This window comes from Enemella evansiae (assembly GCF_004362375.1).
Classification (GTDB): Bacteria; Actinomycetota; Actinomycetes; order Propionibacteriales; family Propionibacteriaceae; genus Enemella; species Enemella evansiae.
Genome location: NZ_SNXA01000011.1, coordinates 209915 through 233904, shown reverse-complemented (window position 1 = coordinate 233904; position 23990 = coordinate 209915). Strand labels below are relative to the sequence as shown.

Sequence of the window (23990 nt, the reverse complement as noted above, 5' to 3'; positions counted from 1 at the left end):
GGCCCGACCATGGGGTGGCGACACATTTTCGGGCGGGCACCATGTATGCCCCGGACACCGACTGGTTACTATCGCTGGTGATGGCCGTCACACGCAGCCGGGTCGGCAAACCGACCATGGCCGACCCGGATCCCGGTGCACTCGCCGCCGCCCTGGAGGGGTGCGCGGTCGACATGGCCAGCATCCGCGACAGCCGGTTGGTGCTGCAGGCGGTGGTACGCCGCACCCGGACCCTGCTGGGCGCGGATATGGCCTATCTGAGCCGCAACGATCTGGTCGCCGGTGAGACCTGGATCGAGCTGTGGGACGGCGTCCGCACCCCGGCCTACCAGAACATCCGGATGCCGCTGGGGACCGGAGTGCTGGGCAGTGTCGCCGCCGGCGGGACCGAGGTGCAGACCCGCGACTACCTGGCCGATGCGGAGCTGAACCACCTCGCCCACATCGACAGCGTGGTGCGCGGCGAGGGGGTCCGGGCCATCCACGGTGCCCCGCTGCGGCTCGACGGTCAGGTCCACGGGGCGTTGCTCATCGCCCAGCGTCGGCCGACCATCTTCGGCCCCGGGGTGGTCCGGGCGGTGCAGGCGATGGCCGCGATGGCGGCGATGGCGTGGCGGCTGCACCGTGCCACCGAGCAGGTGGAGGGGCTGCGGGACCGGTTGGATCACCTGCAGGAGCCGGAACTGCTGGCGGATGTCTTCGCCGGCCGGGCGGACTCGCTGCGCCGGTTGCGCCGGATGGGGTTCACCGCCCAGGGGCGGTTGGCGGTGCTGGTGGTGGCGGTCGCCCCCGAACGCCAGCAGCAGACGATGACCAGGCTGCGGCAGCTGCTCCCCGACACCCGGATGGTGGTGGCCCGGCACCGGGGGCAGGTCTGTGTGGTGCTGCAGGGCGCCGACCCGGCCGAGATCGCCGGGCTGCTGGTGTCCCGGCTGGCCGAGCTGCATCCGCAGATCGGCTGGGCGCACGGCACCGGGCTCGCCGAGGCCGACCGGATCCAGCGCCGGGCGCACCAGGCGCTGGCGGTCCAGCAGTGCCTGCGTACCGGGCCCGGGCACCGCGGCGCGGACGAACTGGGCATCGCGGCGCTGCTCATCGGTGGGGTCTCCCCGGAGGTCGTGGCGGATCTGCTGGAGTCCCACCTCGAACCGCTGCTCGGCTACGACCGCGACCGCGGTACCCAGCTCACCGAGACCGCGGCCGAGGTGCTGGAGCACGGCATCTCGGCGGCCGCGAAGGCCCTGAACATCCATGTGAACACCGTCGGCCAGCGCTGCGAGCGGATCGGGTCCCTGCTCGGTGAGGACTGGCGTACGCCCCCGCGCAGCGTCGACCTGCTGTTCGCGCTGCGGATCTGGCGGCTGCAGGGCGTGCTGGGCAGCGAATCGGAGTGATCTCACCGCCACCCGCCCGATTCGAGTTGGTTGGGGGAGCGGCTCTAACATGGGGCCAGTGAGTGAGCCCGACCTGTTCAGCGACAGCGATGTCCCTGATCTGCAGGCCAAGGGCCTCTCCCCGGCGTTCCCGCAGAAGGCCGCCTGGGGCACGGTCAAGACGCTGCGCGCCTGGCAGGCCGCGGCGCTGGCGAAGTATCGCGAGGAGAATCCGCGGGACTTCCTCGCCGTCGCCACCCCGGGTGCGGGCAAGACCTCCTTCGCGCTCACCCTGGCCGCCGACCTGCTGCAGCGCCGGGTGATCCAGCGGATCATCGTGGTCGCCCCGACCGAGCACCTGAAGACCCAGTGGGCCGAGGCCGCGCACCGGGTCGGCATCAACATCGACCCGAACTTCGGCAGCAAGCAGGGGAAGAGCTCCCGCGAGTTCGACGGGTTCGCGCTGACCTACGCCGGTGTGGCCACCAATCCGCTGGCGCTGCGGATCCGGGTCGAGCAGGCGAACACGCTGGTGATCCTGGACGAGGTGCACCATGCCGGCGACGCGCTCAGCTGGGGCGAATCGGTGCGTGAGGCCTTCGATCCGGCCCGCCGCCGGCTGATGCTGACCGGCACCCCGTTCCGCTCCGATACCAACCCGATTCCCTTCGTGCGTTACGAACCCGACGGCCGGGGTGGGCTGCGCTCGGTCGCCGACTATTCCTACGGCTATGGGGAGGCGCTCGCCGACCACATCGTGCGCCCGGTGCTGTTCCTGTCCTATTCCGGTGACATGAGCTGGAAGACCCGCGCGGGGGAGGAGGTCGCCGCCCGGCTCGGGACCCCGCTCACCAAGGACCTGGAATCCCAGGCCCTGCGGACCGCGCTGGACCCGCAGGGCGCCTGGATCCCGGCGGTGCTGCAGGCCGCGGACACCCGGTTGAGCGAGGTGCGCCGGCACGTCCCGGACGCCGGGGGACTGGTGATCGCCACCGACCAGGAACGCGCCCGGGCGTACGCCGCCATCCTGAAGCGGATCACCGGCAAGCAGCCCACCGTGGTGCTCTCCGACGAGGCCGGTGCGAGCAAGAAGATCTCGAAGTTCGCCGAGTCCGACGAACGCTGGATGGTCGCGGTCCGGATGGTCTCCGAGGGGGTCGACGTGCCGCGGCTGGCGGTCGGGGTGTACGCCACCACCACGATGACCCCGCTGTTCTTCGCCCAGGCGGTCGGCCGGTTCGTCCGCGCCCGGACCCGCGGCGAGACCGCCTCGGTGTTCGTGCCCAGTGTGTCGAATCTGCTGCGCTATGCCGCCGACATGGAGGTGCAGCGCGACCACGTGTTGAAGATCTCCGGGGGCGCGGACAACGAGGAGGAGCTGATGCTCGCCGAGGCGCAGCGCGAGGAAGAGGCCTCCAGCGAGCTGGTCGAGGAGCAGGGCGAGTTCACCGCGCTGGCCAGCGAGGCCGACTTCGACAAGGTGGTTTTCGACGGCGCCGACTTCGGCCTGCAGGCGATGGCCGGCTCCGCCGAGGAGCAGGACTATCTCGGCATCCCCGGACTGCTGGAACCCGACCAGGTCCGCGACCTGCTGCAGCGCCGCCAGCACGAGCACTTCAGCCGCGCCTCGGCCGCCGGTGGTGAGCAGCAGCAACGGGCCGTCGGGCAGGCCACCCACCGCCGACTCCGCGACCTGCGCAAGGAGCTCAACGGCCTGGTCGGCGCCTGGCACCACCGCACCAACCAGCCGCACGGGGTGATCCACACCCAGCTCCGCGAGGCCACCGGCGGCCCGCCGACCGCCGCCGCCGACGAGGATCAGCTGCAGCAGCGGATCGACCTGATCCGCGAGTGGGCGATCAGTCGGAAGAGCTGATCACTCCGCCCAGTTCGTCACCACCTCGTGGATGATCCGGGCCGCGGTCCGCGCGGTCCGGGAATCCTGGTCGAACAGCGGGTTCAGTTCGGCGATGTCCAGCAGCGCCAACCGGCCGCTGCGGGCGACCTGGGCGACCACCTGGAGCAGGACCGTCAGCGGGATGCCGAGGCCGGCCGGGGCGCTCACTCCGGGTGCGACCGCGGCCGGCAGACAGTCCAGATCGACGGTCAGGTGCACCACGTCCACCCGGTCCAGGAAGCCGCCGACCTGCTCAGCGATCGCTGCCTGGTCGGTCTGCTGGCAGTCGACGTCCAGGCGGTACTCGGCACCGATCCGGTCCGCGGTCGCGAACAGGTCGCTGGTGTTGGCCGAGCGCGCGATCCCCAGCACCAGATAGTCCAGCCGCCGGCCGGCACGGTGCTCGTCCTCGGCGATCTGCCGGAACGGGGTGCCTGAGGTCGCCCGCTCAGCCCGACGCAGATCGAAGTGCGCATCGAGATTGAGTACGCCGAGCCGGCGGCCGTCCAGCCGCCCGCCCGCCCGCAGGCCCAGATAGCTGGCACGGGCCACCTCGTGGCCGCCGCCGAGCACCACCACCGGGCGGTGCGCGCCCAGCGCCGATCCGGTATGGGCGCCGAGCCCCCGTTGGCCGGTTTCCAGATCGGTGTCGACGACCACGTCGCCGAGATCGGTGATCGTCAGTCCCTCGGGCACCGCGAGCGGGGCCAGCGCGCGGCGCAGGGCAGCGGGGCCGTCGGCCGCACCCGGGCGGCCCCGGTTGCGGCGCACCCCCTCATCACTGCGGAAGCCGATCAGCACCGGTCCCGACCCGGCATCCGCACCGACCGTCACGACCTGGTGCCAGCGCGGCCCGGTGCCGGGGCCGTCGTCGCGGCCGGTCCAGGATTCGGCGGGGGTGAGCGGTTCGGGAATCGCTGTCATGCAAGGGACTCTAGGGCCTCAGCCCAGGGCGACGATCGTCAGTGCGATCACCCCGAGGAAGACCAGCAGGGCGATCAGCCCGACCAGGGTCCAGTGCTGCCACAGCGGGGTGTCGTCCTCCTCTGCCACCGGCAGCGGGCCGTGCACCTGGCTGATCCCCGAGGGATGGGTGGTCGGCGGCAGGCTGGTCGGGGTCGGCGGGATGGACGCCGAGTGCGGCCAGTGCGGCGGCGGGCCACTCGGCAGCTGACCATCCGGCAGCGGGCCGGCCAGCCGGGGGCGCACCTGGGTGCTCTGGATCCGCTCCGGCATCGGCAGCTGGGCGGCGGCCCGGTCGAGTTCCTCGGCCATGATCTCCGCGCTCGGCGGACGCAGTGCCGGGTCGAAGGAGAGGGCGGCGATCAGCACCTCGTCGAGCCGCGGCGGCGTACCGAGCACCGGGGACAGCAGCGGCGGCATCGTACCCGGCGGGCGCCGCAACAGATCCTGCACCGAGCGGACCGGGAACGGCGGCTGCCCGGTCAGCACCGCATAGGTGACGCACGCCATCGCGTACAGATCGCTGCGCGGCCCGAGCGGATCACCGGTCGCCTGCTCGGGGGCCATGTACGCCGGGGTGCCGGCGGTCATCGTCGCCCCGGCCTGCTCGACCATCTCCTTGGCCACCCCGAGATCGGCGAGCATCACCCGCAGCGACCCGGAGGAGCGATCCAGCAGCAGATTGCCCGGGGTGACGTCGCGATGCACCACCTGGGCCCGGTGCACCACCGCCAGCGCGCGGCAGGCCTCCGCGCACAGATGCAGTGCGGTCGCCGGATCGGTCGGTTCCCGGCGCAGATCCTGCAGCGACCCGGCATCGCAGTGGTCCATCACGAAGTAGGGGCGGCCGTCGGGCAGCGACCCGATGTCATAGACCCGCACCACCCGGGGATCGCGGATCCGGCGCATCAACCGGGCCTCGGCCAAGAAGCGGTTGCGCACATTGTCGTTGCCCGCCCAGTTGTCGGCCAGGATCTTCACCGCGACATCGACGTCGAGATCGTCGTCGCGGCCCAGCCAGACCGTCGCGAAGGACCCGGCGCCGATGCGCCGGACCAAGCGATAGCGGCCTACTGTCTCCATGGTGAAGACATTGTGACGTATCGCCGGTCCGGCACCCCTCGGTGAGGGGCAGCGATCACTTGATCAGCGTGTCCAACCTCGTCTGCAGCTCGGTCAGCGCCTGATCCGGCTTCTTCTGCCCCTGCAGGGCGCCATAGACGGAATCCTGGATGGCCACGGTGACATCGCCGTACTTGACCACCACCGGCCGCGGCTGCGCGGTCTTCAACGAATCGAGCAGCGTCGGCATGTAGTTCAGCTTCTCGGTGATCACCGGATCGGTGTAGATCGATGCCCGCGCCGCGGCCCGGGAGGTGGCCAGGGTGCGCTGCTGCATCGTCTCGTTCGAGGTCATGTACTTGATGAAGTCGACCGCGGTGCCCTTGTTCCGGCCGAACTGGCTCACCGCCAGATTCTGACCGCCGAGGCTGGACACCCCGGTGGAACCACCGGGCAGGGCCGGGATCTTGGTGACATCGAACTTGCCGGCGACCTGGGAGGACCCGTCGGTCTTGGAGGCGAGCGAGTAGACGTGCGGCCAGTTGCGCATGAAGACCAGCTTGCCGCTCTGGAACGCCTGCCGGCTCTCCTCCTCCTTCCAGGTCATCGCGGCCCGGGGAATCGTGCCGTCGTTGAAGGAGTCGACCATCCACTGCAGACCCTGGGTGGCCTGCGGGGTGTTCACCATCGCCTTGGTGCCGGCGCTGTCCACGAGCTGGCCGCCGGAGCCGCCGACGGCCTCCTGGAAGTTCACCGTGAGGCCCTCGTACTTGTTGAACTGGCCGCCGTAGCAGTCCAGCCCGGCCCCCTGCGGAGTCGCCTTCACCTGGGCGCAGATCTGCTTCAGCTCATCCATCGTGGTCGGCGGCTTGGCGCCCACCGCGTCCAGCAGATCCTTGCGGTAATAGAGAAGCGCGCCGTTGGTGACCTGCGGCACGGCGTACAGCTTGTTGCGGTACTTGCCGGTCTCGACCGCGGGCGCCAGCATCGCGTCCAACTCGAACTGGGCCGGATCGAGTTCGGTGATCCACTGGTTCGCGGCGAACTCGGCGGTCCAGATGATGTCGGTGCCGAGCACGGCGTAGTCGGGGTTCTTGGTCTGGAAGGCCTGCAGCATCACGTTGCGCTGCTGATCGGCCGAATCGGGCAACTCGACCAGCGTCACCTTCTCGTTGGGATTCCTGGCGTTCCAGGTGTCCAACTCCTTCTGCATGTTGCCGGTGGTGTCCTTGCCGACCACGAAGCTGATCGGCCCGCGCTCGGAGAAGTCGGCCGGCGCGGGGCCGGAGGAACTCGGCGAACTGTTGTTGGAACAGGCGGCGGCGGTCAGCAGCAGCAGGGCCGCGGCAGCGGCGGAGCCGATGCGCACGTACGGGTTCGACATTGGACCTCCAGATACGTCGTCGATCAGGTGACCAGATGGTAGTGCCGCGCGGACGGTGCGCGACCGTGTCCAGCGGGTGGTCCCCTCATCCCACCGGTACCCGCGGCCGGCCCGACCTATCCGCGCTCAGACGACCTGGGCGCTGACCTGGTCCGGATCGACCCAGAAACCCTCGGGTGCCGGGACGGGACCGGCGAGCAACGGGTCGTCGGTACGCCGCATCCAGGCCGCGAGCCGCTGCCGCAGCTCGGTCTCGATCTCGGCGTACGCCGGCAGGCCGGCCAGGTTGGTGCCCTCACCGGGGTCGAGGGCCAGATCGTAGAGCTCGGCGAACGGCCGCTCCCGATCCGGCCAATCCGCCGCCAGCCAGCTCTCCTTGCTCGGTGAGTCGTCGGTGTTGGCCGGGGTCGGCAGCCCGCGGGTGCTGAACCGCTGCACGTATTTCCAGCGCCGGGTGCGGATCGCGCGCTGCGGGTCGTAGGCGACGTGCCAGGTCAGCTCGGAATACACCTCCTCGTTGATCTCACCGCCGTCGAGCACGCCGAGGAAGGAGCGGCCCTGCACCCAGTCGGGCACCTCGATCCCGAGCAGCTCGCAGAGGGTGGGGAAGATGTCGATCTGGGAGACCAGCGCGTCGCAGACCCGGCCTCCGCGGAAGCCCGGGCCGCGCAGCAGCAGCATCACCCCGGTGCCCCGGTCGCTCAGTGTGCCCTTCATCCCGGGCAGTGGGATGCCGTGGTCGGTGGTGACGATGATCAGCGTGTTCTCGGTCAGGCCGGCGGCGTCGAGCGCGGCCAGCACCCGGCCGAGTGCGGCATCGGCGACCCGGGCGGAGGCGTGGAAGCCGGCCATGTCGGCGCGGGTGGCGGGCCCGTCGGCGACCGTGGGGGCGGGCGCCACCCAGCGCTCGTCATCCGGCGGGTAGCCGAACAACTGCCCGTCGATCGGATGGGTGTGGGTCTCCACCAGGCCGATCGACAGGAAGAACGGCCGGTCGTGCTCGCGGGCCAGGTACGCCTCGGCGGGCGGCAGCACCCAGTCGGCGCGCACGTCCTCGGTGTCGAAGACCTCGTCGTAACCGAGGGTGTGCGGATCGGCGGACACGTGCTGCTGGCCGACCATCGCGGTGTGGTAGCCGGCGGCCCGCAGCGTGTGCAGCAGGTGCTGGCCGTTGTCGTGCAGTCCGAATCCGCGGTGCGCCAGCCCGAGCATCCCCGCGGTGTGCGGTGCCTGGCCGGTGAGCAGGGCGGCGCGGCTGGGGGAGCAGGTGGGCGCTGCGGCGTACGCCTGCCGGAAGACGACGCCGTCGCCGGCCAGGCGCTGCAGGTTCGGGGTCGGCACCGCGTGACCATAGGGGGCGATGTAGCGGCCGGTGTCGTGGGTGTGGAAGTAGATGATGTTGGGTCGTTGCACGGGTCAATCCTTACCGGTGTGCTGCACGAGTGGTCCGGTGCGGTGCCCGAACTCGCGTTCCAGCCCGATCAGGGTCGAGGTGCGCAGCACCCCGGCATCGGTGTGCATCTGGTCGATCACCCGCTGCACGTCGGCGTTCGAGCGGGCCACCACCCGCACCCACAGGTCACCGTCACCGGTGATCGTCCAGCACTCCAGCACCTCGGGGATCGACTCCAGATGCTCGGCGACCCGGCGCCGGCCGGCGCCCTGGTCGATCTCGCAGGTGACGAAGGCGGTCACCCGGTAGCCGAGGGCCTGCGGGGACACCGTGGGTGCCCAGTCGGTGATCACTCCGTTGGACTGCATCCGTTCCAACCGGGCCTGCACCGTGCCGCGGGCCACCCGGAGCCGCCGGCTGGCCTCCAGGACGCCGAGCCGCGGCTCGGCCGCGAACAGCGCGAGAATGCGACGGTCCAGTTCGTCTATCGGGTGAGTGACGCTGGTCACGTTGTCTCCTAGGGTCCACACTGACTCCCGCTAATTGGTCAGAATGTACACCTGGATGAGCATCGCTTGCGCAGATTGTTGCCGATTCGCAGCATCTACTTCATGACTGACCTGCTGACCAATGAAGAACGCCTCGCCGAGCTTGACCTGTCCCAGCTCCGACAGCTCGTCGGTCTGGTCGAGTACGACGCCGACTCCGACCCGTTCCCGGTGACCGGCTGGGACGCCATGGTGTGGGTGGTGGGCAATGCCACCCAGGCCGCCCACTACTTCCAGACCGCCTACGGCATGGAGCTGATCGGCTACCAGGGCCCGGAGCAGGGCGTACGCGACCACAAGGCGTACGTGCTGAAGTCCGGCGCGATCAAGTTCGTGCTCAAGGGCGTCGTCGCTCCCGACTCGCCGCTGGCCGAGCACCACCGCAAGCACGGCGACGGTGTCCAGGACATCTCGCTGACCGTGCCCGATGTGGACAAGTGCATCGAGCACGCCCGCAAGGTCGGTGCCATCATCCTGGTCGAGCCGCACGATCTGAGCGATGAGCACGGCACCGTCCGGATGGCGACCATCCAGGCGTACGGCGACACCGTGCACACCCTGGTGGACCGCAAGGACTACAACGGCGTCTACCTGCCGGGTTATGTCGAGAAGACCTCGACCTACCGCAAGCCCGAGGGTGCGCCGAAGCGGATCTTCCAGGCGCTGGACCACATCGTCGGCAACGTCGAACTCGGCAAGATGGACGAGTGGGTGGAGTTCTACAACAAGGTGATGGGCTTCACCAACATGGCCGAGTTCATCGGCGACGACATCGCCACCGACTACTCCGCGCTGATGAGCAAGGTCGTCGCCAACGGCAACCACCGGGTCAAGTTCCCGCTCAACGAGCCGGCGGTGGCGAAGAAGAAGTCGCAGATCGATGAGTACCTGGAGTTCTATGACGGTGCCGGCCCGCAGCACCTGGCGCTGGCCACCAACGACATCCTGGCCACCGTCGACTACATGCGCGCCCAGGGCGTCGAGTTCCTGCAGACCCCGGATTCCTACTACGAAGACCCGGAGCTGCGGGAGCGGATCGGTGAGGTCCGGGTGCCGATCGAGGAGTTGCAGAAGCGCGGCATCCTGGTCGACCGCGACGAGGACGGCTACCTGCTGCAGATCTTCACCACCAACTCCGGCGACCGCCCGACGGTCTTCTTCGAGCTGATCGAGCGGCACGGTTCGCTGGGCTTCGGCAAGGGCAACTTCAAGGCCCTCTTCGAGGCCATCGAGCGTGACCAGGAGAAGCGCGGCAACCTCTCCGACTACGACGCCTGACGCTCATCGCGTAGTGCGGCATGCGCAGCGAAGCGGAGCAATGCCGCGCGAGTCGAGTTGAGTTGCGCGGCGGTTGGGCGAGCGGGGTACGAGCGAGTCGAAGCCCTGCGTGAAACCACCCTCCGGTGCGTGAAACCCCCACTGCAGTGGGGGTTTCACGCCACTGTGGGTGGTTTCACCGATGTCGCTCAGCGGTGGTACTTGCACCGGTCCTCGGGCGGGTCCGCGGGCTAGGGTGCGGCCATGAAGGGATCGCATTTCTACGCCGACGCGGCCATCGCGGAGCTGTACGCCTGGTTCGCCGAGGAGGCGGTGGGTTCGTCACCGACCTGGCAGCGGCTCTGCGAATGGATCGCCACCGACCCGGCCGCCGAACCGCTGCGGGAGCGTCTCGACAAGTTGCCCGGGACCAAGCGGCAGCCCAATCTTTTCCTTGGGGGATTGCGATTCCTCGACGCGCCGACCGAACCGGGTGGCGCGCTGCTCGACTGGGTCGGTGACCACTGGCCCGCGCTCGAACAGGTGATCCTGACCCGCGGCACGCAGACCAACGAGCCCGGCCGCTGCGCCCCCCTGCTGCCCGCGTTGGCCGATCTGCCCGGGCCGCTCGCCCTGATCGAGATCGGCATGTCGGCGGGGCTCTGTCTGGTCCCCGATCGGTACGCCTATCGCTGGCTGCTGCCCGATGGCGGGGTGCACACCCTCGGTGACGGTGCCCCCGAGCTGACCTGCCGCATCGACACCGGGCAGCAGTGCGAGTCGAAGCCGCCGCTGCCCGAGACGATGCCGGAGATCGTCTGGCGGGCCGGGATCGACCTCAACCCGCTCGACCCCGCCGACGCCGAGGACGCCCGCTGGCTGCGTGCGCTGGTCTGGCCGGATCAGCCCGAGCGCGAGCAGCGACTCGCGACCGCCCTCGACACCGCTGCCGGCGTACCCGTCACCCGCGTCCGCGGGGACCTGCTCGCCGAACTCCCCGGGTTGGTCGAGCGAGCTCCCGCCGGTGCCACCGTGGTCGTCTTCGGGTCGGCGGTGCTGGCCTATCTGCAGCGCGAGGACCGGCAGCGCTATCTCGACCTGGTCGAAGGGCTGGGCGTGCAGTGGATCGCCAACGAGGGGGAGCGGGTGGTCCCGGGGGTCGGCGAGCGGGCGCCCGCCTGGGACGGGCCGCCCTCGTTCGTGCTGTCCCGCGACGGCGTACCGCTGGCCCGGACCGGCCCGCACGGGCAGTACCTGAGCTGGCTGTGACCAGCCACCCGGCCCCTACACTGGCCCCGTGAGCGACGAGATCCCGGTAGGCAGCCCGCCCGCGCCCCCCGGTCGGCACGCGGCCCCCGGTGGCTGGTATCCCGACCCCGCGCGCGATGGTCAGGAGCGCTACTGGGACGGCTGGCAGTGGACCCGGAACACCCGCCCGATGGAGCAGTCGGCGCCTGCCGCCCAGCCGGGCGCGTACGGCCAGCAACCCGGGTACGGTCAGCAGGGTCATGGCCAGCAGGGTTATGGCCAGCAGGGGTATGGGCAGCAGCCGGGTGGCTACGGTCAGGCCCCCTACGGCCAACCCGGTCAAGGCATGCAGCCCGCATACGGCCGCCCGGGACCGATGGCCACCACGGCCGACGGAGTGCCGTTGGCCAGTTGGGGCTGGCGCCTGCTGGCCTTCGTGATCGACTGGATGCTGCTCTCCCTGGTCACCAACGGGATCGCCCAGGTGACCGGGTTGAATGCGGCCATCTCCCGGTCGATGAGTGCCTACGAGGCCTACCTCACCGAGGTGATGACCACCGGCACCCAGCTCGACCTGGGCCAGGTGGTCCAGCTGATCGTCACCCCGCAGATGGTCGCCGTGCAGGCCCTGACCCTGGTCGCCTTCATCGTCTACCAGGCGCTGATGCTGCGCTCCCGCGGCGCGACCCTGGGCAAGCTCGCCACCGGGTTGCGGGTGGTGCCCCTCGGGCAGGGCCGCAGCCCCCGCGGTCTGCGCTGGGGGACCGCGGTGATCCGCCCGCTGGTCACCCAGCTGATGGGTCTGGTCCCGCTGCTCGGCCTGCTCGACTATCTCTTCCCGCTCTGGGACCGGAACCGGCAGGCGCTGCACGACAAGCCGGCCCGCACCCAGGTCGTCCGGGAGCGCTGAGGCCGTGAGCGGATCGGACACCCCCGAGGGTGCGGCCAGCCCAGCTCCCGCCCTCGCCGCGCTGGCGGCCGCCCACGGCGTCGCCACCGAATTCCTGGACTGGAAGGATCGGCCCACCACCGTCGCCGCCGAGACCCTGACCGCGGTGCTCACCGCACTCGGTGTCGAGGTGAGCGATCCGGAGGCCGCGCTCGCCGAGCATCGGAACGCCGGCTGGCGACGGATGCTGCCGTCCTGTCTGGTCCTCACCGAGGGCGATCTGCGTGAGGTCGTCGCGCACGTACCGGCCGGCGATCCGGTCACGGTGCGCCTCGAGCTGGAGGACGGCACGACGCGCGAGCTGGTCCAGCTCGAGAACTGGGAACCCGACCGCGAGATCGACGGCCAGCTGCTCGGCGAGGCGAGCTTCGCACTGCCCGCGGATCTGCCGCTGGGTTATCACACGCTGCGCGCCGATTCCGGTGAGCTGGATGCCACCGGCACGCTGATCGTCACCCCGAAGTTCCTCGGATTTCCCGCCAGTCTGGGAAAACGGCGCACCTGGGGGTTGGCGACCCAGCTCTACAGCGTGCGGTCGAACGGATCGTGGGGGATCGGCGACCTGACCGATCTCACCGATCTGGCCGTCTGGTCGGCGAGCCAATACCGGGCCGGATACGTGCTGGTGAACCCGATGCACGCGGCCGAACCGCAGGTGCCGATGGAGCCCTCCCCGTATCTGCCGACCAGCCGGCGGTTCTTCAACCCGATCTATCTGCGGGTGGAGGCGATCGCCGAGTACGCCGACCTGCAGCCCGGTGAGCGGGCCCGGATCCGCGGCCTGTTCGACCAGGTGCAGCGCCGCGTCGTTGAGCTGGACGCGATCGACCGCAACCAGGTCTGGTTGGCCAAGGAGCCCGCCCTGCGGCTGGTGCACGCCGCCGGTCGACGACCCGGTCGGGAGTACGCCTTCGCGGCCTATCGTGACCGGGAGGGTCAGGGGCTGCTCGACTTCGCCACCTGGAGCGCGCTGAGCCTCGCCCTCGGCCCCGACTGGCGGCAGTGGCCGGAGGAGTACCAGAGCCCGGAAACCTCTGCGGTGCAACGATTCCGGGACGAGAATGACGAGGAGATCGAGTTCCATCAGTGGCTGCAGTGGTGCCTGGACGAACAGTTCCGCACCGCGCAGGCCGCTGCTGTCGAGGCGGGCATGGAGCTCGGCATCGTGCACGACCTCGCGGTCGGGGTGAACCCCGCCGGGGCGGACGCCTGGGCGCTCGGTTCCGCTTTCGCGGGATCGGTCTCGGTCGGCGCACCGCCGGACCAGTTCACCCAGCGCGGGCAGGACTGGGGGCAGCCGCCGCTGCGTCCCGATCGCCTGGTGGAGTTGGCGTACCGGCCGTTCCGCGACATGGTCGCCGGAATCCTGCGGCACGCCGGCGGCATCCGGGTGGACCACATCATCGGCCTGTTCCGGCTCTGGTGGGTGCCGCTCGGGCTGCCCGCGACGATGGGCACCTACGTGCGTTACGACCACGAGGCGATGATCGGAATCCTCGCCCTGGAAGCACATCGGGCCGGTGCTCTGGTCGTCGGGGAGGATCTCGGCACAGTCGAACCGTGGGTCCGTGACTACCTCTCGGCGCGCGGGATCCTGGGCACCTCGATCCTCTGGTTCGAACAGGACTGGGAGGTCCCCGGCGGGCGCCCCTACGAACCGGACGAATGGCGCGAATACTGTCTGGCCTCGGTGACCACCCACGATCTGCCGCCGACACTCGGCTACCTGGCCGGCGATCATGTCCGGTTGCGACACCGGCTCGGGCTGCTCACCGACTCGCTGGATCAGGAGCTGGAGCACGACCGTGGTGAGCGGGAGCAATGGATGAAGGTGCTGCACCGCCACGGTCTGATCGACGCCGACGAGGACGGCACGAAGGACCCCGCCGCGGTGGTGCTGGCGCTGCACCGCTTCCTGCTGCTCACCCGCTCCCGGATGCTGAACCTGTCCCTCACCGACGCCGTCGGCGACCGCCGCACCCAGAACCAGCCGGGCACCACCAACGAGTACCCGAACTGGCGGGTCCCGCTCACCGGCCCCGACGGTGAGCCGATGCTGCTCGAGGACGTGTTCACCAGCGACCGGGCCGCGGCCGCCTGCAGGCTGATGGACGAGGGCATCAACGGCGAATCCTGACGCACCTCGAGGAGCGCCAGGTTCTAGACTGCAGGCATGGCTGGGGGCGTACGCCCGGTGCATCCGGGTCTGCGGGGCCTGCTCGCCGGGCCGATGGTCGGCTACGACCTGATCACCGACCCACGGGCGGTGCACTTCGGGGTGCCCTCGCCCGGGGCGACGGTGATCCTCGCCTTCGCCGAACCCATCGATGTCGGCTGGGCCCACGATCCCGGCCGCTCCGAGCAGAACTGGTTCATGGTCGCCGGGCTGCACACCAGACCGTCCCTGGTGCATACCCACGGCCGCCAGTGCGGCATCCAGCTTTCGCTTACGCCACAGGGGTTCCGGAGCTTCTTCGGGACGCCGATCGGTGCGCTGGCGAACGATCTCACGGGTGCTGCCGAGCTCGGCGTACCGACCGCGGTGCACGACCGGATCGCCGGCGCGACCGATTGGGAGACCCGATTCGACCTGCTCGAGGCGCAGCTGCTCTCCCGCGCCGGTGACCGGGTCAGCACCGTCCCGGCCGAACTCGACCATGCCTGGCACCTGCTGGGACGCCCCGGGGCGCGGATCGAGGCCGTCGCCGCCGAGGTGGGCTGGTCCCGACGGCAACTGCAGAACCGCTGCCGCCAGGAGTTCGGCCTCCCCCCGAAGCAACTCGCCCGGGTGGCCCGTTTCGATCGTGCCCGCGGCGCGGTCCGGGCCGGACTCGCCCTGGCGGAAGCCGCGTACCGCTTCGGTTTCAGCGACCAGGCGCACCTGAGCCGGGAATGGTCCGAACTCTGCGGCCTGTCACCGCGGCGCTCGCTGGCCGATGACTTCCCAATCCTTCAAGACGATCCGCGCACCCAGGAAGCACGCTGATGACATGCCAAAGCCACAATTGTTCCCCTCGGTGATCTATCGCGACTTCGACACCGGTGCCGCCTTCCTCACCGAGCTCGGCTTCGTCGAGGTGCTCGTGGTCCGCGACGAGTCCGATCCCACCCGGGTCGAACACTCGCAGTTCCGCTGGCGCGACAACGGCGGCCTGATGGCCGGTTCGGTACGCCCCGATTCCGAGCATGCGAAGGACTCGCGGGTCGGCACCGGCGGGGTCTATCTGGTGGTCGACACCGACGCCGAGGTGGACCGGGTGCACGCCCGCGCCCTCGCCGCCGGTGGGACCAGCATCCGCGAACCCGAGGACATGGACTACGGCGGCCGTGGTTCGACGGTGCGTGACCCGGAGGGCAACGAGTGGAGCATCGGCTCCTATCCGGGCGAGTGAGCCCGGCTCAGGCCCGGTTCGGGGTCACCGTCTCGTAGTCGACGCTGAGCCCGGCCAGCGGGGCGCCGTTCAGCGGCGGGCAGTTCCAGCGCTGCACGGCACCGTCCTCGGTCAGGGTGAGCGTCAGCCGGTGCGGGGTGTCGATGAAGGCCAGGGAGACCGTGGTCGTCGCACCGTCCCGCCGGCAGCGGGTCGCGACCGGGACGCGGTGGCCCTGCTCGGCGACGAGTTCGGTGGTCAGCCAGGCACTGGTGCCCAGATCGACCGCGGTGGGCTGCCCGGCGAGGGTGAGCTGCAGCTGCCAGCCACCCTGTTGAGCACCGACGGCGGCATCGGCCAGCGCCGGGAACCACCACTGGTCCAGGGCTTCGGCCGGTTGCTCGTTGCGCACCGGGCCCGCGGTCCGCACCGGACCCACCGGATCACCGTCACCGGCCGGCCAGGGCACCTCGAGGCCGCTGATCTGCTCCGGATCTCCTGCCTGCACAGGATTGTCGGTCAACGGTGCCAGGCCGGGTTGCAGGTGCTCCAGCACCGCCGACATCACCCCGAGCGAGGGGAAGTTGCCGCTGGTCACCGCGATCACGGCCTCCTGCTCGGGCAGCACGATGCCGTACTGGGCGAAGGCCCCGTCGAGCCGGAAACCGTCGGGGTGCCGCCACAGCTGATAGCCGTAGCCCATCGCGCTGTGCGCGTTCTCCTCACCGGCGGTCGAGATCTGCTCCCTGCTGGCCCGTTCCACCCAGCCCTCGGGCAGCAGCCGCTCGCCCTGCCAGACCCCGTCGCAGCGGTAGAGTTCGGCGATCGCCGCGCTCTGTTCCACGGTGAGGAAACAACCGGAGAAGCCGAACTCCGCGCCGAATGACTCCTGCCAGTGCAGATCGGTGATTCCCAATGGGGCAAGGAAACGGCGGGTGGCGAAGTCGACCAGCCGCTCACCGGTGACGCGGCGTACCAGCTCGCCGAGCAGCCAGGTGGCGCCGTTGTTGTAGCAGAACACGCTGCCCGGTTCCGCCTGCGGCGCCTGCCCGCAGAAGGCGCGGATCGGATCGCTCTTCCACAGCATCGCCGGGAGCGTGTCGACGGTGTGCCCGGTCGCCATCGACAGCAACTGGTGCACGGTGATCTGTTCCACCCCGGGGGCGACCGGGCCGGTCACCTCCGGACCCAGCACCTCGACCACCCGGTCGTCGAGGCTCAGCAGACCGTCGCCGATCGCGATGCCGACACAGCTCGCGGTGACGGTCTTGCTGACCGAGTACGCCAGGGTGGGCCGCTGCTGCTGCCAGGGCGTCCAGGCGCCGAGCTGCACCAGGTGGCCGCGGCGGACCACCGCCAGTCCGTGCAGCTCCACCCCGTTCTGCTCGAGTGCGGTCACGAAGGCCTCGAGTGCGTCCTGGCGTACGCCGAGCGCGGCGGCGGAGGCGGTGGGCAGGGTGGTGCTGCGATCGGTCATGACCTCGAACCTAGCGACCCGTTGCGGTGGCGACGGAAGCGGGTACACTCGTACAGGTGATCGAATCGCAGTCCTCGTTGTTGGATGTCGCGCTGCCCGATCCGCTGGACGGGTTCGCGCCGCTGACCGGTGCCGCGCGGACCCGGCTCTCCGGCACCGCCTGGGTGGATCACCTGCCCGGCTGGCTGACCGGGTCCGATCCGCTGTTCCAGCGGCTGCTGGAACATGTCCCCTGGCAGGCCGAGCGGCGCTGGATGTATGACCGTGAGGTCGATGTGCCACGGCTCACCTGCTTCTATGACCAGGGCGCGATGCTGCCCGATCCCGGGCTGGCCGAGGCCCGCCGTCGGCTCAGCGCGCACTATCTGCCGGAGCTGGGGGAGGAGTTGGTCTCGGCCGGCCTCTGCCTCTATCGCAGCGGCGCCGACTCGGTCGCCTGGCACGGTGACACCCTGGGCCGCGGCCGGGATGTCGACACGATCGTGGCGATCCTCTCCCTCGGGTCGGCCCGGACGCTCGGGTTGCGGCCGCGCGGCGGCGGGGGCACGCGGCACCGCTTCGCGCTCGGCCACGGCGATCTGCTGGTGATGGGCGGCTCCTGCCAGCGCACCTGGGAGCACGGCATCGCCAAGACCACCCAGCGGGTCGGCCCCCGGGTCAGTGTCCAGTTCCGCGCTATCGGCGTGCGCTGAAGCGCACGCTCATCGAGCGAGGAACGAGCGAGTCGAAGTCACGAGGTCAGTTCGCCCTCGGTTGCCACCCCGGCGGCCCGCCAGGCGGCGTAGGTGTCGGTGATCCGGTCGGGCGCGACCGCCGCGGTGAGCGGCAGCAGCACCGTGGTCCGGAAACCCGCACCGGCGGCATCGACGGCGGTGGCGCGAACGCAGTAGTCGGTCGCCAGCCCGCACACGTCGACACTGTCCACCCCGCGTTCCCGCAGCCAGTCCGCGAGCGTGCTGCCGTCACCGCCGGCGCCCTCGAAACCGGAGTACGCGGCGGCGTACTCACCCTTGCGGAAGATCTCCGCGAAGTCCCGGAAACCCAACTCGGGATGGAAATCCTCGCCCGGCGTACCGACCACGCAGTGTGGCGGCCAGCTGTCCACGAAGTCGGGGTCGGTGGAGAAGTGCGCACCGGGATCGATGTGGTGGTCCTTGGTCGCGACCACCAGGTCGTAACCGTGCGCACCGGCGAGCAGCTCGGTGATCGCCCGCGCGGTGGCCGCACCGCCGGTCACCGCCAGCGAACCGCCCTCGCAGAAATCGTTCTGCACATCCACCACGATCAAGGCGCGCATCGCATCTCCAATCCCTTGGGGTCGATCTCACGGCCCCAGTCTCGCGGACTGTGCATAACCCCTGACATCTTCAGAGGTAGGTGGTCGGGATCACGGCCTCGCCGCGGGACATCTTGCGGGCGGCCAGCGGCAGCTCGGCGAGCGAGGAACGGTGCCGTTCGCGGGCCTGATCGAGCGAGGTCCGGCCGACGATCTCACCGCCGCGGACCAGCTCGGTGAGCAGCGGGCGGTCGTTGTGATCACCGTCGGGCGGGGTGCCGATGCCGATCACCTCCTCGGTGGCCTGGTCGTCCTCATCCAGCCGGCGCAGCGCGAACTTGCGGCCGCCGACGGAGGTCTTGTTGACCGACTTCTTCGCCACCGGCAGCAGCTCCGCGTCCGGGCCGGTACCGGTCGCGCGGGCGACCAGCTTGTAGACGAAACCGCAGGTCGGATGCCCCGATCCGGTGACCAGGTTCGTACCGACGCCGTAACCGTCCACCGGCGCCGAGGCCAGCGCGGCGATCTGCCACTCGTCCAGGTCGGAGGTGACGATGATCCGGGTGTCGGTGGCGCCCAGCGAGTCGAGCAGCTGGCGGACCTGTTTCGAGGTCTCCGGTAGATCCCCGGAATCGAGCCGGACCGCACCGAGGCGGCCCTCGGTCAGCCGGACCCCGGTCCGTACCGCCTCCTCGACGTCGTAGGTGTCGACCAGCAGAGTGGTGTCGCTGCCCAGCGCCGCCAGTTGGGCAGCGAAGGCGTCGGACTCGGAATCGTGCAGCAGCGTGAACGAGTGCGCCGCGGTCCCGGTGGTCGGTACGCCGTAGCGCCGGCCGGCCTCCAGATTCGAGCTGGCGCCGAATCCGGCGACGTACGCCGCCCGCGCGGCCGCGACCGCGGCCCCCTCGTTGGTGCGCCGCGACCCCATCTCGATGCACGGCCGGTCCTGCGCCATCGCGACCATCCGGGAGGCCGCCGAGGCGACCGCGGAGTCGTAGTTGTAGATCGACAGCAGCACGGTCTCCAGCACGCACGCCTCGGCGAAGGTGCCCTCGACGACCAGCAGCGGGGAACCGGGGAAGTAGACCTCGCCCTCGGCGTACCCCCAGACGTTGCCGGTGAAGCGGTAGTTCGCGCACCAGTCGGCGGTGGCGTCATCGACGATGCCGTGGCTGCGCAGGAACTCCAGCTCCGCCTCGTCGAAGCGGAAATCCTCGATCGCATCGAGTGCCCGCCCGACCCCGGCGACCACCCCATAGCGACGGCCCTCGGGCAGTCGGCGGGGGAAGAGTTCGAAGACCGAGTGCCGATCGGCGGTGCCGGAGCCGAGGGCGGCCCGGACCATGGTCAACTCGTAATGATCGGTGAGCAGGGCGCTGCTGGGGCGCGGTTCCGCGGTGGTCACCGGGACAGGCTAGCGCCCACGCTTTGGTGGCGTCGGCGGCGGTTTGCCATCATGGGATCCATGTCCGTCACACCCGGGAACCCCGACCAGCAGGGCGGGACCGCGATCGCCGAGCGCCCGAGCGATCAGGCGCTGCGGCAGACCCCGTGGGTGACGATCGTCTGGGACGACCCGGTGAACACCCAGATCTATGTCACCCATGTCTTCGTGACCTACTTCCACTATCCGAAGGCGAAGGCGCAACGATTGATGCTGCAGGTGCACAACGAGGGCAAGGCGATCGTGGCGACCGGTTCGCGCGAAGAGATGGAACGCGACTGCAACGCCATGCACGACTTCGGCCTGTGGGCGACCCTGGATCGGTCGGAGTAGCGTGGCCCGCTTCGACTATGACGGTGAGACCGTCTCTCTCTATCTGACCGATGACGACATCGGCCTGCTGGATTCGCTCACCGAGCAGCTCACCGAACTGCTCAGCGCCGACCAGCCCGAACCCCCCGCCACCAGCGACGACGAGGATCCGTTCGCCCTGTGGGAGGCCGACCTGGCCGAGAGCCCCGATGAGCCGGAGCCGCTGGAGGATCCGGCCCTGCAACGGCTCTTCCCGAACCCCTATCCGCATGATCCGCAGGCCGCCTCCGAGCACCGCCGCTATTCGGAGGGGGAACTGCGGCGCCGCAAGCTGGGTGATCTGGAGGTGCTGCGGGAGGCGCTCCGGCAGCGGCCGGTGCTGATCCCGGCGGCCCAGGTGCCCGCCTGGTTGAAGAGCCTGAACGCGCTGCGGCTGGTGCTGGCGAGCCGACTCGGTGTCGACGACGAGGAATCGATGGAGGAGCTCCAGCATCTTCCCGATGACGATCCCCGGTCGGTGCTGGCCGCGGTGATGGACTGGCTGGCCTATCTGCAGGGCGTCCTCATCGAACTCACCGACGACCAGGATTGAGCCGGCGCAGCAACTCATCGGAATGGCGTACGCCGGTCAGGGTGGCCGGGTGGATCTGCTGACCGGTGCGCAGCACGCTGATCCGGCCGTTGGCCTCCAACACGGCCAGCGCCACCTCACCCAGGTCGCAGACCCCGGCCCCGCGCAGCGCCGCCCACAGTGAGGACTCATCGAGCCGCAACCGGGTGAGCTCGCGGGTCTCGAGGTGGCCGTCGACCACGATCGCGGTGGCGCGGTGCTGCTGGCGGCGACCCTGCTGCATGCCGCGGCGTACCCGGCCGGCGATCGCCTCCAGGCAGAGCAGGGTGGCCAGCGCCAGCAGGCCGCCGCCCAGGGTCGGCACCTGGCCGAGGATCGAGCGGCCCACGATCGCCCCGAGCACCGTGACGATCGCCAGTTCCAGACTCGACGGGGAGGCGTACAACCGCTGCCCGAATCGGGACAGGATCAGGCTGAACACCAGATAGAGCAGCACGGTCGACACCACGATCGCCACCGCGCCGAAGGGGTGCATGCCGAAATAGAAACCGAGCTCGTCCATGGAAGGCATGCTGCCCGATTCCGCGGTCGGCCAGACTGGTGGCACGCAACCGCGAGAAGGAGCCGCCGTGAACCGCAACCAGCAGCCCTGGACCCTGAACATCGACATCGACCGTCCGGATCGTGACCTGGTCGCCGCGCTCTGGGAGATCGAGACCGGGAATCTGGCGGACGCCTCCCCGTTGGTCCAGGTGTTCCCGAGTGCGATCCGGCGGCTGGTCGGGCAGCAGGACTTCTGCGGCCCGGCGCTGACCGTGTGGACCAACCCCGGGGACCTGCTCTATCCGCTGCGTGCCGCCGACGAGGTGCAGCCCGGTGATGTGGTGGTGATCGACGGCGGTGGTTGGACCGAGGCCGCCCTGATCGGTGAGATCTTCGCCGGCGTCGTCGCCGAACGGGGCGGGGTCGGCATCGTCGTGGACGGCGCGATCCGTGACCTGGAGGGGATTGCCGAGACCGGGTTGTCGGCGTACGCCCGCGCCTCGGTACCGGGCAAGCAGACCCTCGCCGGGCCCGGTGCGATCAACGTGCCGATCGACTGCTCGGGGATCCGCATCGAACCCGGTGACATCGTCCGCGCCGACGCGACGGGGATCGTGGTGGTCCCGGCCGCCGCCGCAGCCGAGGTGCTGGCCGCGGCGCGCGAGGTGGCGCGGGCCGAGGCCGGCTGGGTGGCCGCCGCGAAGGAACGGGGCCTGGCCGGCGCGCTCGGTCTGGACGAGGTGATCGCCGCCAATCGGCCCGGGTGAGCGGCCCGGTTGGCGGACCCGGTGCCGCGGCCGGGGCACAATGGGGGACCGTGACCTCGATCGACCCCGACGCGCCCATCGGCATCTTCGACTCCGGCTTCGGCGGGCTCACCGTGCTCCGTGCCATCGTCGACCAGCTGCCCGGTGAGGACATCATCTATCTCGGTGACACCGCCCGGGCCCCCTATGGCGAGAAGACCCTCGGCGAGGTCCGCGAGTACGCCCTGGAATGCCTGGACCACCTGGTCTCACTCGGGGTGAAGGCGTTGGTGATCGCCTGCAACTCCGCCTCCTCCGCGGTGCTCCGCGACGCCCGCGAACGGTATTCGGTGCCGGTCGTCGATGTGATCCTGCCGGCCGCCCGGCGCGCGGTGCAGACCACCCGCAACGGCCGGATCGGGGTGATCTGCACCGAGGCCACCGCGGCCTCCGGTTCCTATGACGACGCCTTCTTCGCGGCCCCGCAGGTCCGCCTCAGTACGCAGGCCTGCCCCCGATTCGTTCCGCTGGTGGAGGCCGGCATCACCGGTGGTCACGAGCTGCTCGATGCCGCGCGGGGCTATCTGGCGCCCCTGCAGGCCGACGGGATCGACACGCTGATCCTCGGCTGCACCCACTATCCGTTGCTCACCGGCCCGCTGTCCTATCTGCTCGGCGACGGCGTCACCCTGGTCTCCAGCGCCGACGAGTGCGCCCAGGCCTGTTACGCCCGGTTGACCGAACTGGGGTTGCTGCGCTCCGGCCCGCGGGAGGGGCGGCGCGAGTTCCTCACCACCGGCAACCCGGAACGCTTCGAGGGCATCGGCCGGCGGTTGATCGGCGGCCTGGTCGCCGACGTGCGCCAGTACGCCTGAGGGCGTTCGTTCGAGCAGGTCGCCCTTACGTTCATCGAGTAGGTCGCGCAGCGACCGTGTCGAGATGAACCCCGCCGGTACGGGACGATTCGTCGCTCTGGTGGGGAATCTGGGCAGGCTGCGCTCCCGGCGAGACCGGCTGCTTCGCCTTCTTCTGCTTCGGCCTGCCCTGCGTTGCCCTGTTGGCTTGTTCGCGCAGGACAACTCGTCGGTGTGGATGTCGAGTCCGGAGTGGTTGCCGCAGGCGGCCGCGATGGCGACCAAACCGGCGTGCTTCGGCGGCGGCGATCTGCTCGGTTTCGGCGCGGATGGCGGCGAAGAGTTCGCCTCTTGGGGTACTTGGCTTCGACTCGCTCGTACCTCGCTCGCTCAACCGGCGGAGGGTCGCTCATCTCGACACGGCCGCCATTGCTCCGCTTCGCTGCGCATGGCGGCCTACTCGATGAGCGTGGGAGGGCCGCTGCCCATGGCGGCCTACTCGATGAGCGTGGGAGGGCCGCTGCGCATGGCGGCCTACTCGATGAGCGTGCGGTGGCCGCTAGCCTCGGGGCGTGGAACTCACCGTCATCGGTTGCTCCGGATCGACCTCGGGTCCGGGCAACCCGGCCAGCTGTTATCTCGTCACCCACAACGATTTCCGGCTGCTGCTGGACCTCGGCCCGGGTGGCTTCGGCGGCCTGTGGGGGGCCATCGATCCGCGCCGGGTGGACGCGATCGCGCTGTCCCACCTGCATCCCGACCACTGCCTCGACCTGTGCGCGTTCAATGTCGCGGCCACCTTCTCGCCGACCGCGCCCTGGCCGGCGATCCCGGTGTACGCCCCGGCGAACGCGCCGGAGCGGATGACCCGGGCGTACGAACCGTTTCCCGACGAGGTCACCGACTGGTGGTGCACCTTCGAGACCTGGCAGCCCAGCCAGCGGATCGGCCCCTTCACGGTGACCACCATCGCGGCCCGGCACGGATGCGAGGCCTACTCGATCCGCGTCGAGGCCGACGGCAGCGCACTGGTCTACACCGGCGACACCGGCCCGAATCCCGCACTCATCGAGCTGGCCCGCGGCACCGACCTGCTGCTGGCCGAGGCCGCCTTCTTGGAGGCCGACGAGCTGCCGACGGATGTCCACCTGACCGGCCGCTGGGCCGCCGAACACGCCGCCGCTGCCGGCGTACCCCGGCTGCTGCTCAGCCACATCCCGCCCTGGCACGACCCGGCGCAGGTCTACGCCGAGGCGCGTCCGCACTTCGCCGGGGAGGTGTTGCTCGCCGAGCCGGGCGGGGTGATCTCGCTAGACTGACGC

The 23990-nt window shown here is 70.1% G+C and carries 23 protein-coding genes; 14 read left to right on the top strand and 9 right to left on the bottom strand.

Annotation, left to right across the window (positions count from 1 at the left end; translation table 11 throughout):
• The first annotated feature begins 80 nt into the window (after nucleotides 1-80).
• A complete protein-coding gene (locus C8D81_RS15725) occupies nucleotides 81-1394 on the top strand; it encodes a helix-turn-helix domain-containing protein (protein ID WP_166646845.1) in 1314 nt (437 codons plus the stop codon).
• Nucleotides 1395-1443: 49 nt separating this feature from the next.
• Nucleotides 1444-3249, top strand: a complete 1806-nt coding sequence (locus tag C8D81_RS15720) for a DEAD/DEAH box helicase (protein ID WP_094428671.1) — start codon at nucleotides 1444-1446, stop codon at nucleotides 3247-3249.
• On the opposite strand, the gene hutG is transcribed toward C8D81_RS15720, so the two are convergent.
• From hutG to C8D81_RS15695, 5 genes are all read right to left on the bottom strand, one after another.
• Entirely contained in the window at nucleotides 3250-4194 is a 945-nt protein-coding gene (gene hutG, locus C8D81_RS15715) for a formimidoylglutamase (RefSeq protein WP_094432240.1), read from the bottom strand.
• An 18-nt stretch (nucleotides 4195-4212) separates the two neighbouring features.
• On the bottom strand, nucleotides 4213-5316 hold the full coding sequence (locus C8D81_RS15710) for a serine/threonine-protein kinase (RefSeq protein ID WP_094432238.1): 1104 nt from the start codon (nucleotides 5314-5316) through the stop codon (nucleotides 4213-4215).
• A gap of 55 nt (nucleotides 5317-5371) precedes the next feature.
• Complete coding sequence (locus tag C8D81_RS15705) at nucleotides 5372-6679, bottom strand: ABC transporter substrate-binding protein (protein WP_094355794.1); 1308 nt, start codon at nucleotides 6677-6679, stop codon at nucleotides 5372-5374.
• A 126-nt stretch (nucleotides 6680-6805) separates the two neighbouring features.
• Entirely contained in the window at nucleotides 6806-8092 is a 1287-nt protein-coding gene (locus C8D81_RS15700; protein ID WP_094432236.1) for a sulfatase family protein, read from the bottom strand.
• A gap of 3 nt (nucleotides 8093-8095) precedes the next feature.
• Complete coding sequence (locus C8D81_RS15695; protein WP_229118129.1) at nucleotides 8096-8581, bottom strand: Lrp/AsnC family transcriptional regulator; 486 nt, start codon at nucleotides 8579-8581, stop codon at nucleotides 8096-8098.
• Nucleotides 8582-8683: 102 nt separating this feature from the next.
• On the opposite strand from C8D81_RS15695, the gene hppD reads away from it, so the two are divergent.
• The 6 genes from hppD (at nucleotide 8684) to C8D81_RS15665 (ending at nucleotide 15466) form a co-directional block, all read left to right on the top strand.
• Nucleotides 8684-9898 (top strand): 4-hydroxyphenylpyruvate dioxygenase, encoded by a 1215-nt coding sequence (gene hppD / locus C8D81_RS15690; protein ID WP_133626389.1) that lies wholly within the window; start codon nucleotides 8684-8686, stop codon nucleotides 9896-9898.
• Between the two features lie 243 nt (nucleotides 9899-10141).
• Entirely contained in the window at nucleotides 10142-11146 is a 1005-nt protein-coding gene (locus C8D81_RS15685) for a DUF2332 domain-containing protein (protein WP_094432234.1), read from the top strand.
• A 28-nt stretch (nucleotides 11147-11174) separates the two neighbouring features.
• Nucleotides 11175-12035 (top strand): RDD family protein, encoded by an 861-nt coding sequence (locus tag C8D81_RS15680; RefSeq protein ID WP_094432232.1) that lies wholly within the window; start codon nucleotides 11175-11177, stop codon nucleotides 12033-12035.
• A 4-nt stretch (nucleotides 12036-12039) separates the two neighbouring features.
• On the top strand, nucleotides 12040-14211 hold the full coding sequence (gene malQ / locus C8D81_RS15675) for a 4-alpha-glucanotransferase (protein ID WP_133626388.1): 2172 nt from the start codon (nucleotides 12040-12042) through the stop codon (nucleotides 14209-14211).
• 36 nt (nucleotides 14212-14247) lie between these two features.
• The gene (locus C8D81_RS15670) at nucleotides 14248-15060 is read left to right on the top strand and encodes a helix-turn-helix domain-containing protein (RefSeq protein ID WP_094432228.1); all 813 of its coding nucleotides are present in this window, start codon (nucleotides 14248-14250) and stop codon (nucleotides 15058-15060) included.
• A gap of 4 nt (nucleotides 15061-15064) precedes the next feature.
• Nucleotides 15065-15466 carry a VOC family protein gene (locus C8D81_RS15665; protein ID WP_094432226.1) on the top strand — a complete coding sequence of 134 codons (402 nt, stop codon included), beginning with the start codon at nucleotides 15065-15067 and terminating at the stop codon, nucleotides 15464-15466.
• Nucleotides 15467-15473: 7 nt separating this feature from the next.
• Here C8D81_RS15665 and C8D81_RS15660 read toward each other — a convergent pair whose 3' ends face one another.
• Nucleotides 15474-16922: a serine hydrolase domain-containing protein gene (locus C8D81_RS15660; RefSeq protein ID WP_094432224.1), complete on the bottom strand. Its 1449-nt coding sequence runs from the start codon at nucleotides 16920-16922 to the stop codon at nucleotides 15474-15476.
• Nucleotides 16923-16978: 56 nt separating this feature from the next.
• Between C8D81_RS15660 and C8D81_RS15655 the strand changes: the two genes are divergently transcribed.
• Nucleotides 16979-17614 (top strand): alpha-ketoglutarate-dependent dioxygenase AlkB, encoded by a 636-nt coding sequence (locus C8D81_RS15655; protein WP_166646844.1) that lies wholly within the window; start codon nucleotides 16979-16981, stop codon nucleotides 17612-17614.
• Between the two features lie 38 nt (nucleotides 17615-17652).
• On the opposite strand, the gene C8D81_RS15650 is transcribed toward C8D81_RS15655, so the two are convergent.
• Both C8D81_RS15650 and C8D81_RS15645 read right to left on the bottom strand, forming a co-directional pair.
• Entirely contained in the window at nucleotides 17653-18219 is a 567-nt protein-coding gene (locus tag C8D81_RS15650; protein WP_094355802.1) for a nicotinamidase, read from the bottom strand.
• Nucleotides 18220-18289: 70 nt separating this feature from the next.
• Nucleotides 18290-19603 (bottom strand): nicotinate phosphoribosyltransferase, encoded by a 1314-nt coding sequence (locus tag C8D81_RS15645; protein ID WP_267489631.1) that lies wholly within the window; start codon nucleotides 19601-19603, stop codon nucleotides 18290-18292.
• A gap of 60 nt (nucleotides 19604-19663) precedes the next feature.
• Here C8D81_RS15645 and clpS point away from each other — a divergent pair, with 60 nt between their 5' ends.
• Together clpS and C8D81_RS15635 are read left to right on the top strand one after the other, a co-directional pair.
• On the top strand, nucleotides 19664-19975 hold the full coding sequence (gene clpS, locus C8D81_RS15640) for an ATP-dependent Clp protease adapter ClpS (protein ID WP_208109329.1): 312 nt from the start codon (nucleotides 19664-19666) through the stop codon (nucleotides 19973-19975).
• 1 nt (nucleotide 19976) lies between these two features.
• Entirely contained in the window at nucleotides 19977-20546 is a 570-nt protein-coding gene (locus C8D81_RS15635) for a DUF2017 domain-containing protein (RefSeq protein WP_166646843.1), read from the top strand.
• Here C8D81_RS15635 and C8D81_RS15630 read toward each other — a convergent pair.
• A complete protein-coding gene (locus C8D81_RS15630; RefSeq protein WP_166646842.1) occupies nucleotides 20527-21087 on the bottom strand; it encodes a YetF domain-containing protein in 561 nt (186 codons plus the stop codon). The two genes, C8D81_RS15635 and C8D81_RS15630, sit on opposite strands and share 20 nt — an antisense overlap.
• A 67-nt stretch (nucleotides 21088-21154) precedes the next feature.
• On the opposite strand from C8D81_RS15630, the gene C8D81_RS15625 reads away from it, so the two are divergent.
• From C8D81_RS15625 to C8D81_RS15615, 3 genes are all read left to right on the top strand, one after another.
• Nucleotides 21155-21835 (top strand): RraA family protein, encoded by a 681-nt coding sequence (locus tag C8D81_RS15625; RefSeq protein ID WP_166646841.1) that lies wholly within the window; start codon nucleotides 21155-21157, stop codon nucleotides 21833-21835.
• Nucleotides 21836-21885: 50 nt separating this feature from the next.
• Nucleotides 21886-22689, top strand: coding sequence for a glutamate racemase (murI, locus tag C8D81_RS15620; RefSeq protein WP_094406859.1), 804 nt, complete (start codon nucleotides 21886-21888; stop codon nucleotides 22687-22689).
• A 551-nt stretch (nucleotides 22690-23240) separates the two neighbouring features.
• Nucleotides 23241-23987: an MBL fold metallo-hydrolase gene (locus C8D81_RS15615; protein WP_133626387.1), complete on the top strand. Its 747-nt coding sequence runs from the start codon at nucleotides 23241-23243 to the stop codon at nucleotides 23985-23987.
• Nucleotides 23988-23990 lie beyond the last annotated feature (3 nt).

Excerpts from the sequence above, each read along its gene's own strand:
- C8D81_RS15725 (WP_166646845.1), top strand. The coding sequence starts at position 81 with ATGGCCGTCACACGCAGCCGGGTCGGCAAACCGACCATGGCCGACCCG.
- C8D81_RS15720 (WP_094428671.1), top strand. The coding sequence starts at position 1,444 with ATGGGGCCAGTGAGTGAGCCCGACCTGTTCAGCGACAGCGATGTCCCT.
- hutG (WP_094432240.1), bottom strand. The coding sequence starts at position 4,194 with ATGACAGCGATTCCCGAACCGCTCACCCCCGCCGAATCCTGGACCGGC.
- C8D81_RS15710 (WP_094432238.1), bottom strand. The coding sequence starts at position 5,316 with ATGGAGACAGTAGGCCGCTATCGCTTGGTCCGGCGCATCGGCGCCGGG.
- C8D81_RS15705 (WP_094355794.1), bottom strand. The coding sequence starts at position 6,679 with ATGTCGAACCCGTACGTGCGCATCGGCTCCGCCGCTGCCGCGGCCCTG.
- hppD (WP_133626389.1), top strand. The coding sequence starts at position 8,684 with ATGACTGACCTGCTGACCAATGAAGAACGCCTCGCCGAGCTTGACCTG.
- C8D81_RS15685 (WP_094432234.1), top strand. The coding sequence starts at position 10,142 with ATGAAGGGATCGCATTTCTACGCCGACGCGGCCATCGCGGAGCTGTAC.
- C8D81_RS15670 (WP_094432228.1), top strand. The coding sequence starts at position 14,248 with ATGGCTGGGGGCGTACGCCCGGTGCATCCGGGTCTGCGGGGCCTGCTC.
- C8D81_RS15665 (WP_094432226.1), top strand. The coding sequence starts at position 15,065 with ATGCCAAAGCCACAATTGTTCCCCTCGGTGATCTATCGCGACTTCGAC.
- C8D81_RS15660 (WP_094432224.1), bottom strand. The coding sequence starts at position 16,922 with ATGACCGATCGCAGCACCACCCTGCCCACCGCCTCCGCCGCCGCGCTC.
- C8D81_RS15650 (WP_094355802.1), bottom strand. The coding sequence starts at position 18,219 with ATGCGCGCCTTGATCGTGGTGGATGTGCAGAACGATTTCTGCGAGGGC.
- clpS (WP_208109329.1), top strand. The coding sequence starts at position 19,664 with ATGTCCGTCACACCCGGGAACCCCGACCAGCAGGGCGGGACCGCGATC.
- C8D81_RS15630 (WP_166646842.1), bottom strand. The coding sequence starts at position 21,087 with ATGGACGAGCTCGGTTTCTATTTCGGCATGCACCCCTTCGGCGCGGTG.